The organism is Streptomyces sp. NPDC001902 (genome assembly GCF_042891295.1).
Taxonomy (GTDB): domain Bacteria; phylum Actinomycetota; class Actinomycetes; order Streptomycetales; family Streptomycetaceae; genus Actinacidiphila.
This window is the reverse complement of sequence record NZ_JBIATA010000043.1, coordinates 1-13,135: the sequence shown is the minus strand read 5'-3', so window position 1 is coordinate 13,135 and position 13,135 is coordinate 1. Positions and strand designations below refer to the sequence as shown.

Here is a 13,135-nt window from a genome sequence, read left to right as displayed (position 1 = left end):
TCAGATTTCAGGTGACTCGGGACGTCACCCGGAAAGCAGGTACGGCAGTCATGACACTTCGTCGGCCCCAGGCGGCCGCCGTGGTCGCGGTCGTCAGCGTGCTGGGGCTGTGCGCCGTTCCCCGGGCCGAGGCCGCGCCGGGCGCGCTCGTCGTCCGGCCCGGGGAGTCCGTCCAGGCCGCGGTGGACCGGGCCCGGCCGGGCGACGTCATCGAGATCCTCCCCGGGACCTACCCGGGCAGCGTCAACGTGACCAAGCCCCGGCTGACGCTGATCGGCCACGGCACCGACACCGTCCTCACCCCGGCCGGCCGGAGCGACCAGAACGCCTGCGCCCTGGCGGGCCACGGGCTGTGCGTCACCGGAACGGAGCAGAGCGGGCTGGACGGTGTGCGGCTGATGTCGCTCTCGGTCTCCGGCTTCCGCAAGAACGGCGTCGACGCCTCGTGGACCGACGGTCTCGAGGTCAGTGACGTGACCGCCGAGGACAACGGGCACCAGGGCATCGGCGTCCAGCACTCGGTGCGGACGCTGCTGCGGGACAACGTCTCCCGGCAGAACGGCGAGTCGGGGATCTTCCTGGCCAACACCGCGGACGCGGAGGGCGGCGCGCTGGACACCGAGCGCGCCCGCATCAGCGGCAACGAGCTGACGGGCAACCGGATCGGGGTCGTGCTGCGCCGGGTACGCAACCTGGGGGTCGTCGACAACCACATCACCGCCAACTGCGGCGGCGTCTTCGTCGTCGGGGACGAGGGCGTCCCCCGGGCCGGGGGCCTGACCGTCTCCGACAACCTCGTGGCGGCGAACAACAAGTACTGCCCGCCCAACGCCCGGCTCCCCTTCATCCAGGGTGCCGGGATCGTGCTGACAGGGGCAGAGCGGACCCTGGTGGTCCGCAACCGGGTCGTGGACAACCACGGCACCTCACCGATGTCCGGCGGGATCGTGCTCTTCCGCAGCGTGGTGGGCGCCCCCGACACCGGCAACACCGTCCGGGGCAACACGACCCTGGGCAACCGCCCGGCCGATCTGGCCGACCGTGACCAGGGCACCGCGAATGTCCTCCGTGACAACAAGTGCCGCGTCTCCGAACCGAAGGGGTTGTGCGAGGAATGACCTTGACAGAAGCCACCAACGCGGACGGCACCGCGACCGCGGCGCCCGCCGAGTCCGCCACGCCGCCGGCGATGCGCCTGCGCGAGCTCGTCTTCGGCGCCGCCTGCGCCGCCGCCGTACGGGCCGCGGCCAGGCTCGGCGTGCCGGACGCGCTCGGCAAGGAGCCCTCGACCGTCGACGAGCTCGCGGCCATGGTCGGCACGGCGCCGCGCCAGCTGCGCCGGCTGCTGCTCGCCCTGGCCGCGTACGGGGTCTTCGAGCAGCAGGCGGACGGCCGCTTCGCCCACACCGAGATGTCCCGGATGCTCCGCAAGGACAGCCCGAACACCCTGCACTACATCGCGCTGTGGTGCACCGAGCCGTGGACGTGGGAGGTCTGGCCGCGGTTGGACGAGGCGGTGCGCGGCGGCCGCAACATCTTCCCGGAGGTCTTCGGCAAGGAGTTCTTCGAGTACCTCCACGACGACGCCCGCGACAGCGCCCGGGTCTTCGACCGCGCCATGACCGCCTCCAGCCGGCAGTCCGCCGAGGACATCGCGGCGCTGCTCGACCTGTCCGGCGTCCGCTCGGTCGCCGACATCGGCGGCGGCCAGGGGCACGTGCTGGCCGCGCTGCTGGAGAAGCACCCCGACCTGCAGGGCACGCTGCTGGACCTGCCGAAGGTCGTGGCCGGCGCCGACCCGCGGCTGCGCGAGGGCGGTCCGCTCGCCGCGCGGGCCCGGCTGGTGCCCGGGGACTGCCGGGTGGACATCCCGGTGGCCGCCGACATGTACATCATCAAGAACATCCTGGAGTGGGACGACGACAGCACGCGCCGCACGCTGCGCAACGTCGTCGCGGCGGGCGGCGCCGGCGCGAAGGTGATCGTCATCGAGAACCTCGTCGACGACACGCCCTCCATGCGCTTCACCACCGCCATGGACCTGCTCCTGCTGCTGAACGTCGGCGGCCAGAAGCACACGCGGGACAGCATGGTGAAGCTGATGACGGAGGCCGGGCTGCAGGTGGGCGAGGTGGCCCCGGTCAACGCCTACCTGCACGCCCTGCACAGCACGGTCGGCGGGGCGCGGTGACCCGCTAGCCGGTCATCTCCCCCACCAGAGAGGTGGTGTGCCGGCCCGCCCGGAACTCCGGGCGGGCCAGCACCTTGCGCAGGAAGCCCGCCGTGGTGCGCACACCCTCGCCGCGCACCCGCAGTTCCTCCAGGACGCGGTCCATCCGGGCCAGCGCCCGCTCCCGGTCCGGGGCCCAGACGACGGCCTTGGCGAGCAGGGAGTCGTAGTCGGGGCCGATCCGCCAGCCGGGGAAGGCATGGGTGTCCACCCGTACGAAGGGCCCGCCGGGCACCTCGAACTCCGTGAGCAGACCCGGGGTCGGCGCGAAGTCCCGGGCGGTGTCCTCGGCGTTGACCCGGCACTCGACGGCGACCCCGCGGTGCACGACGTCCTCCTGGCGCAGGGTCAGCGGGTGGCCCGCGGCGACCAGGATCTGCTCACGGACCAGGTCGATCCCGGTGACCATCTCGGTGACCGGGTGCTCCACCTGGAGCCGGCAGTTGACCTCCATCAGGTGGAAGTCGCGCTCCGGGGTGAGCACGAACTCGAAGGTGCCCACGCCGGTGTAGCCGACCGCCCGGGCGCCGCGCACGGCCGCGTCGCACATCTGCGACCTCAGCCGCGCCGGCAGGTCGGGGGCGGGGGTCTCCTCGACCAGCTTCTGGTGGTGCCGCTGCACCGAGCAGTCGCGCTCGCCGAGGTGGACGACCGCGCCGTGCCGGTCGCAGAGCACCTGCACCTCCACGTGGCGGGCCCGCTCGACGTACCGCTCCAGGTAGAGCCGGTCGTCGCCGAAGACGGCGCGGGCGTGCGCCGCGGTGCGCTTGTAGGTGTCCAGCAGCCGGTCCGGGTCGGTGACCACGGCCATCCCGCGTCCTCCGCCGCCCGCGACGGCCTTGAGGATCACCGGGTAACCGGTCTGCTGCGCCGCCTCCTTCGCGTCGGCGGCGCCGGCCAGCGGGCCCGTGCTGCCGGGCAGCACGAGTAGTCCGGCCTCGGCCATCAGAGCGCGGCAGGCGGCCTTGTCGCCGAGCCGGGACAGCACCTCGGGGGAGGGCCCGATGAAGGTGAGGCCGTTGGCCTCGCAGACCTCGGCGAAGTCGGGGTCCTCGGACAGGAAGCCGTAACCGGGGTGGACGGCCTGCGCGCCGGTGCGGCGGGCGGCCTCGACGACGGCGGGGATGTTGAGGTAGCTCGCCCTCGCCGGGGGCGGTCCGATGTGCACGGCCTCGTCGGCGAAGCGTACGACGGCCGAGTCACGGTCGGCGGTGGAGTACACCGCGACGGTCCGGATGCCGAGTTCACGGCAGGCGCGCGCGACCCGCAGCGCGATCTCGCCACGGTTGGCGACCAGGACGGTGGAGAACACCGGCCCTCACTCCCCCACCGGTATCGGCTCCAGTGCGATCAGCGCCTGCTGGAACTCGACGGGCTGCCCGTCCGGGACGACGACCTCCACGACCCGGCCGGCCACGTCCGCCTCGACGACGCTCATCATCTTCATGACCTCCAGGACGCCCACGGGCTGGCCGGGGCGTACGAGGTCGCCGAGGCTCACGCACGGGCGCTCGCCGGGTTCCGGGGCGTGGTAGAAGGTGCCCACAGTGGGGGCGCAGACGTAGTGAAGCGACGTGGAGTCGTGCGCTCCGTGCGCCTGTTGCGCCTCCGGTGCGCCCTGGGCCCGGCCTGCGGAGGACGCCGGTGCGGGGGCGGCCGCGGGAGGGGTCGCCGGTGCCGCGGCCGCCTCCGCCGCCGGAGCGGGTGCGGGTGCGGGTGCGGCGGTGTGCGCGGCAGTGGACGCGGGCGGCTGCGCCTGCGGTTGCGGCCACTCGATCTCGACCGCCGTCTGCCCGTGCCGCAGCCTGATCCGCTGCGGCGGGGTGGGCATGGAGCGGGCCAGTTCGGTGGCGCTGCGGCAGACCGCCTCCAGCACCGGGAGCGCGGCCGGCGCACTGCCGGGGGACGTTCCGTTGAGGGCCTTGCCCGCGCCCGGGGGGCGGGCCGTCCTGTCGTCGCCGTGGAGTGTCACGGTGCTGCCTCCTCCTCCAGTCGGCCGAAACGGTGGAACCGGTCGCGGCGCTCGGCCAGCAGCCGGTCGGGGGCCCAGGGACGCAGTTCGTCCAGGGCGGCCGAGAGCGCGCCGCCGACGAGGGCGGCCGCGTGGGCGTGGTCCCCGTGGGCGCCGTCGGGCGGCTCGGGGACCACACCGTCGACGATGCCCAGCCGGAGCAGATCGCGGGCGTGCAGCCGCAGGGCGGTCGCCGCCGCGGGGGCGGCGCCAGGGTCCTTCCACAGGATCGCGGCGCAGCCCTCGGGGCTGATCACGGAGTAGATGCCGTTGGCGCTGACCAGGACCCGGTCGGCGACGGCGAACGCCAGTGCGCCGCCGCTGCCGCCCTCGCCGGTGATCACGGCGACGACCGGCACGGGCAGCCGGGCCATCAGCCGCAGGTTCTCGGCGATGGCCAGGGCCTGGCCGCCGCTCTCCGCCTCCGGCCCCGGGTTGGCGCCTGGGGTGTCGATGAGGGTCACCACCGGCATGCCCAGCTTGGCGGCGGTGCGCATCAGGCGGGCCGCCTTCCGGTAGCCGGCCGGGGTGGCCATGCCGAAGTGCCGCCGCCTGCGCTCCTCCAGCCCGGGGCCGCCCTTGTGGTGGCCGATCAGCATGACCGGGCTGCCGTGGAGCAGGCCGGGACCGCCGATGACGGCCGGGCAGTCGGCGGCCAGCCGGTCGCCGTGCAGTTCGTGGAAGTCCTGGAGCAGATGGGCCGCGTAGTCGGCCGCCGTGGGCCGCAGCGGGTGCCGGGCCAGCCGTACCGCCTCCCAGGCGTCCCGCTCCGGCAGTTCGTCCGCCGCGCGGACGACGCGGACCGCGGGCCCGCGCTCCCGGTCCGCCGCGGCGCCGCCGGAGCGCAGCCGCAGCAGCCGGGCCAGCGTCGGGCGGAGCGCGGCGCGGGGGACGACGTCGTCGATGAGGCCGCGCGCGAGGAGGAACTCCGCGGTCTGGAAGCCCTCGGGGAGCCGCTGGCCGGTGGTCTGCTGGATGACGCGCGGCCCGGCGAAGCCCATCCGGGCGCCGGGCTCGGCGATGATGACGTCGGCGAGGGTCGCGTAGGAGGCGGCGACGCCGCCGTAGGTGGGGTCGGTGACCAGGGACACCACCAGGACGCCCGCCTCGTCGAGTTCGGTGAGCGCCTGGGCGGTCCTGGCCATCTGCATCAGCGACAGGGCGCCCTCCTGCATACGGGCGCCGCCGGAGGCGGTCACGAGCAGCAGGGGGACGCGCCGTCGCAGACTGGTCCGGGCGGCCCGGGTGATGTGCGAGCCGACGCCCAGGCCGAGGCTGCCGCCGAGGAAGTGGAAGTCCATCGCGGCGACCACGACCGGCTGTCCCTCGACGGTGCCGTGCACGCAGACGACGGCCTCGTCCAGGCCGGTCGCCGTGCGGGCCTCGCGCAGCCGCTCGGCGTACGGGCGGGTGTCCGTGAAGCCCAGCGGGTCGTGCTCCGCCGGCCGCTCGCCGCGCTCCGCGGCGAGCGGCCGGCAGGAGCCGGGGTCCAGCAGCTGGTCGAGCCGCTGCCGGGCGGTGAGCCGGCCGTGCGCGCCGCACTCGGGGCAGACGCGCAGCGTACGGGTGTAGCGCTTGCCGTAGACGAGCGCGGCACAGCGCTCGCAGCGCACCCAGTCCGGCTCGGCGGTGGCCGTGTCAGCCACTGCGCTCCCAGCGGTAGAACTCCCGGGCCATGGCGTCCTTGGGCTCGCGCCAGGTCTCGGGGTCGTACGCGGAGATGAAGGACGACAGCTGGTCGCTGATGTCCCGGAACGCCGGGTGGTCCTTGTACCTGCCGACCTCCGGGCCGGGCGGCCGGTCGGCCTCGACCAGGTGCAGGTAGACGTCGCCGAACTGGAACAGGCTGCGTCCGGTGACGCCGATCAGACCCGGCAGTTCGCCCTTGTCGGACTCGGCGAAGACCTGCGCCACCTGCTCCTCGACGCCGGGCTTCATCCTGGCCACGATCAGGCTGCGGTAGGTCTTCATGCCGCGCCGCCCCCGTGGCGCTGCACGATGCGCTCGCGGATCAGCTCCAGCTGGATCTTGGAGTTGTCGTTGATCCGGGCGGTCATCGCCTCGTCGTCGAGGGGGGCGCCGGGCTTCATGGCGAAGTCCTGGGTCCAGCGCATCCGGGTGCCGCCGGGGACCTCCTCGTACTGCCAGTGGATGTCCATGTACTGGAACGGGCCGGTCTCGACCCGGTGCGCGCGCACCGTGCGGGTGGCGCGGTCGGCGATCCGCTCGGAGACCCAGCTCCACACCTGGCCGTGCTCGTCGGGGTGCATGGTGAGCCGGAAGACGACCCGGTCGCCCTCGCGCTCCACGATCTCCACGGAGGCGTACTCGCTGAACAGGTCCGGCCAGCCCTCCACGTCGTTGGTGACGTCCCAGACGACGTCCATCGGGGCGGGGATGGTGATCTCGTTCTCGGTGTGGCCGGGCATGGTCAGACTCCTGCCTTGAGTGAGGTGTTGACGACGTCCATGAAGGCGCCGGGGGTCTTGCACGAGTCGGCGTCGCCGGCGATCGGGATGCCCCGGTCGTTCTCCAGGGCGCCGACGATGCCGAGCAGGCCGAGCGAGTCCAGGCCGTACTCGGCGAAGGGTGTCTCCGGGTGGCCGCTCAGCAGGGCCACGTCGACGGTGATGCCGGCATTGGACTTCATCAGGGTGGCGAGTTCGCCGTAGGTCAGTTCCTTGCTCATGGAAGAGCTCTCCTTCACTGCGCCTGCGCTACGCCCGGACGACCAGGGCCGAGTTGGAACCCATGAGGCCGCGGCTGAGCACCAGCGCGGTCCGCAGTTCCGCCGGCCGGGGCCGGCCGATGACCAGGTCGAGGTCGTGGCAGGTGTCGGTGATGTTGGGGGTGGGGGGCACGACTGCGTGCCGCAGGGCGAACACGGCTGCGGCCACGTCGAGCACCGGGGCGCCGCAGTAGGCGCGGCCGGTGCCGGTCTTGGGGGCGGTCACGGGAATCTTCCGGGCGCGCTTGCCGAACACGTCGGCCAGGGCCAGCGCCTCGGCGCGGTCGGCCTCCGGAGTGCCGAGTGCGTCGGCGAAGACCACATCGATGTCCCCGGGTGCGCACCCGGCTTCCGCGAGGGCGTCGCGGATGGCGCGGGCCAGTCCCTCACGGGACTCCGCCCAGCGCGAGGCCCCGGTGAAGGTGGCACCGTGCCCCGCGATGACGGCCTGCACCTCGGCCCCGCGGCCGGCGGCGTGCTCGGGGTCCTCGACCACGAGCATCGCGCCGCCCTCGGCGGGGGCGAAACCGCGGGCGTGCCGGGTGAAGGGCAGATAGGCCCGTTCGGGATCCTCCTCCAGGCTGAGTTCTTCGTATCCGAGCTGGCAGACACCCGAGTACGGCGCCAGCGGCGCCTCGGCGGCGCCGACGACGACGGCCCGGGTGCCGTTGCCACGGGTGATGTTGCGGCAGGCGTGGGAGATGGCGTCGAGACCACCGGCCTCGTCGCTGGCCACCACGCCGCAGGGGCCCTTGAAGCCGCCGCGGATCGAGATCTGACCGGTGCTCGCCGCGTAGAACCACGCGATGGACTGGTACGGGCCGACGAAGTTCGGCCCCTTGCCCCACAGGTGCTGCAGTTCGCGCTGGCCGAACTCGCCACCGCCGGAACAGGCCGCCGTCACCACTCCGATGTCGAAGGGTGACTCCTCGTCGAAGCGCAGGCCCGAGTCGGCGATGGCCTGGTCGGCGGCCGCCATCGCGAAGTGGGTGAACCGGTCGGTCTGCACGGTGTAGCGGTCCTCGACGACCGCCGACACCTCGAAGCCGCGGACCTCCCCCGCGACCCGAAGCGGCAGGTCCCGGCATCCCTCGCGGGTGACCGCGTCGAGGACGGCGACACCTTCCCTGGTCGCCTTCCAGAAGGCGTCGGCTCCGATGCCGTTCGGCGCGACGACGCCGATGCCGGTGACCACCGCTTGCGTGTTCATCGCTGGCTCCCCTCCGGTCGGTTGAGGACGACCGCGGACTGGAACCCGCCGAATCCGCTGCCGACCGACAGCACGGTGCGCAGCTTCAGCTCACGGGCGGTGCGCGGGACGTAGTCCAGGTCGCACTCCGGGTCCGGGGTCTCGTAGTTGGCGGTCGGTGGCACCACGCCGTGGGCGAGGGCCAGGGTGCAGGCGGCCAGTTCGATCGCGCCGATCGCACCCAGGGAGTGGCCGACCATGGACTTGATGGAGCTCATGGGCGTGGAGTAGGCATGCGCGCCCAGCGAGCGCTTCACCGCCGCGGTCTCGTGGCGGTCGTTCTGCTTGGTGCCCGAGCCGTGCGCGTTGACGTAGTCGACGTCCGACGGGTCGATCCTGGCGTGGTCCAGTGCCTGGTCGATGGCCTCGGACATCTCCAGGCCGTCGGTGGTGAGCCCGGTCATGTGGTAGGCGTTGCCGTACGTGGCGTAGCCACCGATCTCGCAGTAGATCCGGGCACCGCGGGCCTTGGCGTGCTCCAGTTCCTCCAGGATCAGCACGGCGCCGCCCTCGCCCATGACGAAGCCGTCGCGGCGGGCGTCGAAGGGACGGGAGGCGTGGGCCGGGTCGTCGTTGTTGGGGGAGGTGGCCTTGATGGCGTCGAAGCAGGCCACCGTGATGGGTGAGATCGGGGAGTCCGACGCACCGGCGATGATGATGTCGGCGCGTCCCTCCTCGATGGTCTGGAACGCGTAGCCCACGGCGTCCAGGCCGGAGGTGCAGCCCGTGGAGACGGTCTGCACGGGACCGCGGGCGCCGTGCCGTTCGGCTATCTCCGAGGCGAGCGCGCTGGGCGCGAACGCCCGGTGCAGGTGCGCACCCGCCTGCCGGTGGTCGACGTCCCAGCGGGTGCCACGTTCACTGACGCGTATGTAGTCGTGTTCCAGCCGGGTGGTGCCTCCGACGGCGGTGCCGAGGGAGACCCCGACCCGCCAGGGGTCCTCCTCGTCCAGTTCCAGCCCGGCGTCGCGGACCGCCTCGGCGGCCGCGACGAGCGCGAACTGGACGTACCGGTCGGCGCGTTCCAGGTCCCGCGGGCTCAGCCCGCAGGCCGCCGCGTCGAAGTCGACCTCAGCGGCGATGCGGGACCGGAAGCCCGTCGGGTCGAAGAGCGTGATCCCGCGGGTCGCCGTCCGGCCGGCGGTGAGCAGTTCCCAGAAAGCGGGGACCCCGACACCGCCGGGGGCGACGACACCGGCCCCGGTGACCGCCACCCGGCGGGTCATGACGCCGCGTCCTCGGTCTGCTCGGTGGGCTCGGTGTCGACATGGCCCAGCTCCGGGCGCGGAGCGAGCGGACCGAGGTGGAAGACGAGCCGGGCCTCGGTGTCGCCGACGTTGCGGAAACGGTGGCGGACGTACGGCGGGATCATCAGGCCCTGCTCCGGGCGGAGCACGTACGGCTCCCCGTCGAGGTCCACCTCAAGCGCACCGCACACCACGTACACGAACTCCTCCGAGTACGGGTGGTAGTGCTCGCCGATCCGGTCACCGGGCTCCACGAGCGCGACGCCCATGAAGCCGCTGGTGGCGCCGCACGCGGTCGGGGTGAGCATCGCCCGCAGGTCGCCGCCGCGACGGCGGTTGTGCGGGGTGTCCCCCAGGTTCACGATGGTCGGCGTGAACGGGACGTTCCGTTCGTTGGTCAGAAGATCATCCATGCTTGCCTCCTCCGGCGGGGCCGGCCCGGGGCGTACCCCGGGCCGGCCGGTACCTGCCGGCTGCCGATGGCTCGTACGGGTCAGGACGTGGCCGCGCTGCGGTCGGTGACCATGCGCATGTCGTATTCGACGAGGAACCGCTTCAGGCCCTGCTCGTCCGCGAGGTCCCAGTCGGGACCGAGGTCGAGGAGCCTGGCGAGGACGCCGGCCTTGTGCTTGCCGGCGGCGCCCACGGCGACGAGCGAGGCCTCCTCGACCGGGACCCGCAGGTCGACCAGGCGCACCACGATGTCCTCGCTCTCGCGCAGGAAGACGGTGCTGCGCGCGAGCGGCCCCTTGCGGACGTCCACGGCCTCCTCGTCCTGCTGGGCGAGCATCTTGGCGACGGCCTGGCCGGAGCCCGCCTTGGCCGGGTAGATCAGGGCGTGGCGGCTCAGGTCCTCCGGCCGGTCGGTGCCCTTGGCGACGTGGTGCACGGCCGGGAGCGCGGCGCGGGCGAAGAACTCCCGTGCCGAGCCCGGGTCGTTGAGATCCCGGTCCACCTCCAGGTAGGGGTTGATGGCTTCCTCGACCGCCCGCACCTCGGGCTGGCGGGCGACATGGCGCAGTGCCCTGGCCAGGTCGCCCTCCACCTCCACGGCGCGCACGACACGGTTGCCGTGCATGAACAGCGAGGTGCGGCGCAGCCGCGTGTTCTCGTCGACCACGGCCTGCGGCGAGGTGTAACCGGACAGGATGTCCGCCACCTGCTGTTCGCTGCCGGGCTTCACGGTGAAGGTGATGGCGTGGCGGATGATCCCGTCCCCGACCCTCGGCACGGTCTGCATGCGACCGGACTCGTAGGAGGTACGGGTCTCCCGCAGCACCCCGAAGCGGAGCGAGCGGGTGTCCTTCACGCAGCCGTGCATCGGCTGCACCATCTCCAGGTGGGTCGGGCTGTCCACCCAGGCGAGGAAGTGCAGCGCACTCTCCCACTCACTGGTGATCAGCCATTGCGAGGGATTTTCGATCGACTGGCAAAGCTGGTCGCTGACGTGTCCGGGCACGGCAGCGACGTGGCGGCACATCTGGTCATACGCGTCAAGAAACCGCTGCTCGGCGTCGTCTTCAACATCAAGCATGAGGACGACGCGCAGGCGATTGCCATCGAGCGCGGACTGCGAGACCTTTTCGGCCTGGGCCGGCATATTCCACCTCTTCCGAGAGCGAGCAACCCCCGAGGTCCGTCGTCCAACGATCGTGCTGTGGTGGCCCAACCGGTGCGAGATATGTGATCCAATTGGGTGACGGGCGAAAATACCCCCGGTAATCGGGCATCAAGGGAGCTATGACTCCACAGGCCGAAGACCGGGTTCCGGTCCTCATCGTGGGGGGCTCCCTCGTCGGGCTCTCCAGCTCAGTCTTCCTGGGCCGGCTCGGCGTCCGGCACGTCCTCGTCGAGAAGCACCCGGGTACCTCCATCCACCCCCGTGGCCGCGGCAACAACCTGCGGACCATGGAGCTGTTCCGTACGGCCGGGGCCGAGCCGCTGATCCGGCAGGCCGCCTCCGTACTCGCCGACAACCACGGCATCCTGCAGGCCGACTCGCTGACCTCCGACAACGCCGAATGGCTGTTCCGGCAGATCGACCCGGGCGGCCGGCTGTCCGGCATCAGCCCCAGCGGCTGGTGCCTGTGCAGCCAGAACGACCTGGAGCCGGTGCTCCTGGACTACGCCCGCACGCTCGGCGGCGACCTGCGCTTCAGCACCGAGCTGGTGTCGTTCACCCAGGACGACGACGGCGTCACCTGCGAGCTGATGGACCGGGAGACCGGCGACCGCAGCACCGTCAGGACCGACTACCTCGTCGCGGCCGACGGTCCGCGCAGCCCGGTGCGCAGCGCCCTGGGCATCGGTCACACCGGACGCGGCGACCTCTTCGCCAACATCAGCGCGACCTTCCGCGCCAAGCGGCTGGCCGACGCGGTGGGCGACCGCTACTTCATCGCGTGCTACCTGACCAATCCGGACGCCGACGGCGTGCTGCTGCCGGTCGACAACCAGGAGAACTGGGTCTTCCACGCGCCCTGGCACCCCGAGCGGGGCGAGTCGCCGGAGGACTTCACCGACCAGCGGCTGGCCGCGCACATCCGCACCGCGGTGGGCGTGCCGGACCTGGAGATCGAGATCACCGGCCGGGCCCCCTGGCGGGCCGCGGAGCGGGTCGCGGACTCCTACGGGCACGGGCGGGTGCTGCTCGCCGGCGACTCGTGCCACGAGATGTCCCCCACCGGTGCCTTCGGCTCCAACACCGGCATCCAGGACGCCCACAACCTGGCGTGGAAGCTCGCCGCGGTGACCGGGGGCTGGGCCGGGCCGGAGCTGCTGGAGACGTACGAGGCCGAGCGCCGCCCGGTCGCCGTGGCCACCAGCGAGCGGGCCTCCGCCCGTTCCGCCGAGCACGCCCACCCGGGCTACGCGCCGCCGGCCGGCGGCGGACCCCAGAAGGGGGTCCTGGTGGTCGCGCTGGGCTACCGCTACCCCGAGGGCGCGTTCCTGGGCGCGGACCCGGGGCGGCCGGTCGTCCCCGAGGACTTCCGGCCGGTCGCCGAACCCGGTGGCCGTTCCCCGCACGTGTGGGTGACCACCCGGGACGGCGAGCGCCGCTCCACGCTGGACCTGTACGAGCGCTCCATGGTGCTGCTCACCGGCGACGGGCCGAAGGGCACGGCCTGGCACGACGCGGCCCGCACGGTCACGGAACACCTCGGGGTGCCGCTGCAGGCGTACCGGCTCGGCGAGTCCACGCAGGCCGACCTGGTGCCCGAGGCGGGCACGGACTGGACCGCGGTGCACGGCATGACGCCGAGCGGCGCGATCCTGGTCCGCCCGGACGGCTTCGTCGCCTGGCGGAGCCGCGAGGCCGTGGAGGACCCCGCGGCGACCCTGGACGCGGTCCTGACCTCGGTGCTGCGGCTCGGCTGACCGTCGCGCCGCAGGCTGCCGAGGAGACGGCACGGGGGGACGGTTGACCGTACGAACGGCGGCCACCACGCTCACGGAGCGCCGGTGGCCGCCGTTCCCGTTCGCCGGCGCCCTCGGTCCAGGGGCGCCGCCGGAGTTCGACGTCTCCCCCGCCGGACGCGGTGGGGGGGGCCGGCCCGGCCGGGGCCCCCCCCCCCCGGCCGGGGGGGGGGCCGCCGGCCCCCCGGCCGGGCCCCCCCCCCCCCGGGGCCCCGGGGGCGCCCCGGGGCGGGCGGGGCGGGGGGCCCCCCGG

Annotated in this window: 14 protein-coding genes; 4 read left to right on the top strand and 10 right to left on the bottom strand. The window is 73.1% G+C overall.

The window, feature by feature from the left end; genetic code table 11:
• The first annotated feature begins 50 nt into the window (after positions 1–50).
• Together ACFYYN_RS40830 and ACFYYN_RS40825 are read left to right on the top strand one after the other, a co-directional pair.
• Positions 51–1,118, top strand: a complete 1,068-nt coding sequence (locus tag ACFYYN_RS40830; RefSeq protein WP_500549835.1) for a right-handed parallel beta-helix repeat-containing protein — start codon at positions 51–53, stop codon at positions 1,116–1,118.
• A complete protein-coding gene (locus ACFYYN_RS40825) occupies positions 1,115–2,191 on the top strand; it encodes a methyltransferase (RefSeq protein ID WP_500358361.1) in 1,077 nt (358 codons plus the stop codon). Before ACFYYN_RS40830 ends, ACFYYN_RS40825 begins: the two co-directional genes overlap by 4 nt.
• A gap of 4 nt (positions 2,192–2,195) precedes the next feature.
• Here the strand turns inward: ACFYYN_RS40825 and ACFYYN_RS40820 are convergent, their stop codons facing one another.
• The 10 genes from ACFYYN_RS40820 to ACFYYN_RS40775 all read right to left on the bottom strand — a co-directional run bounded on the left by ACFYYN_RS40820 (position 2,196) and on the right by ACFYYN_RS40775 (position 11,014).
• Entirely contained in the window at positions 2,196–3,542 is a 1,347-nt protein-coding gene (locus ACFYYN_RS40820) for an acetyl-CoA carboxylase biotin carboxylase subunit (protein WP_500549834.1), read from the bottom strand.
• Positions 3,543–3,548: 6 nt separating this feature from the next.
• Entirely contained in the window at positions 3,549–4,202 is a 654-nt protein-coding gene (locus ACFYYN_RS40815) for an acetyl-CoA carboxylase biotin carboxyl carrier protein (RefSeq protein ID WP_500549833.1), read from the bottom strand.
• A complete protein-coding gene (accD, locus tag ACFYYN_RS40810) occupies positions 4,199–5,887 on the bottom strand; it encodes an acetyl-CoA carboxylase, carboxyltransferase subunit beta (RefSeq protein ID WP_500549832.1) in 1,689 nt (562 codons plus the stop codon). The genes ACFYYN_RS40815 and accD overlap by 4 nt, the downstream gene beginning before the upstream one ends.
• Positions 5,880–6,212, bottom strand: a complete 333-nt coding sequence (locus ACFYYN_RS40805; protein WP_500549831.1) for a TcmI family type II polyketide cyclase — start codon at positions 6,210–6,212, stop codon at positions 5,880–5,882. The genes accD and ACFYYN_RS40805 overlap by 8 nt, the downstream gene beginning before the upstream one ends.
• Positions 6,209–6,670 carry an SRPBCC family protein gene (locus ACFYYN_RS40800; protein WP_500330399.1) on the bottom strand — a complete coding sequence of 154 codons (462 nt, stop codon included), beginning with the start codon at positions 6,668–6,670 and terminating at the stop codon, positions 6,209–6,211. Before ACFYYN_RS40800 ends, ACFYYN_RS40805 begins: the two co-directional genes overlap by 4 nt.
• A gap of 2 nt (positions 6,671–6,672) precedes the next feature.
• Entirely contained in the window at positions 6,673–6,930 is a 258-nt protein-coding gene (locus ACFYYN_RS40795) for an acyl carrier protein (protein ID WP_500330397.1), read from the bottom strand.
• A gap of 28 nt (positions 6,931–6,958) precedes the next feature.
• Positions 6,959–8,179: a ketosynthase chain-length factor gene (locus tag ACFYYN_RS40790; protein WP_499514106.1), complete on the bottom strand. Its 1,221-nt coding sequence runs from the start codon at positions 8,177–8,179 to the stop codon at positions 6,959–6,961.
• On the bottom strand, positions 8,176–9,444 hold the full coding sequence (locus ACFYYN_RS40785) for a beta-ketoacyl-[acyl-carrier-protein] synthase family protein (RefSeq protein WP_499514105.1): 1,269 nt from the start codon (positions 9,442–9,444) through the stop codon (positions 8,176–8,178). Before ACFYYN_RS40785 ends, ACFYYN_RS40790 begins: the two co-directional genes overlap by 4 nt.
• Positions 9,441–9,878, bottom strand: coding sequence for a cupin domain-containing protein (locus tag ACFYYN_RS40780; protein ID WP_499514104.1), 438 nt, complete (start codon positions 9,876–9,878; stop codon positions 9,441–9,443). The genes ACFYYN_RS40785 and ACFYYN_RS40780 overlap by 4 nt, the downstream gene beginning before the upstream one ends.
• 80 nt (positions 9,879–9,958) lie before the next feature.
• Positions 9,959–11,014 (bottom strand): SchA/CurD-like domain-containing protein, encoded by a 1,056-nt coding sequence (locus tag ACFYYN_RS40775; protein ID WP_500549863.1) that lies wholly within the window; start codon positions 11,012–11,014, stop codon positions 9,959–9,961.
• On the opposite strand from ACFYYN_RS40775, the gene ACFYYN_RS40770 reads away from it, so the two are divergent.
• Together ACFYYN_RS40770 and ACFYYN_RS40765 are read left to right on the top strand one after the other, a co-directional pair.
• Positions 10,934–11,152, top strand: coding sequence for a hypothetical protein (locus ACFYYN_RS40770; RefSeq protein ID WP_500330483.1), 219 nt, complete (start codon positions 10,934–10,936; stop codon positions 11,150–11,152). The two genes, ACFYYN_RS40775 and ACFYYN_RS40770, sit on opposite strands and share 81 nt — an antisense overlap.
• 53 nt (positions 11,153–11,205) lie before the next feature.
• A complete protein-coding gene (locus ACFYYN_RS40765) occupies positions 11,206–12,843 on the top strand; it encodes an FAD-dependent oxidoreductase (protein ID WP_500549830.1) in 1,638 nt (545 codons plus the stop codon).
• The last annotated feature ends 292 nt before the right edge of the window (positions 12,844–13,135 follow it).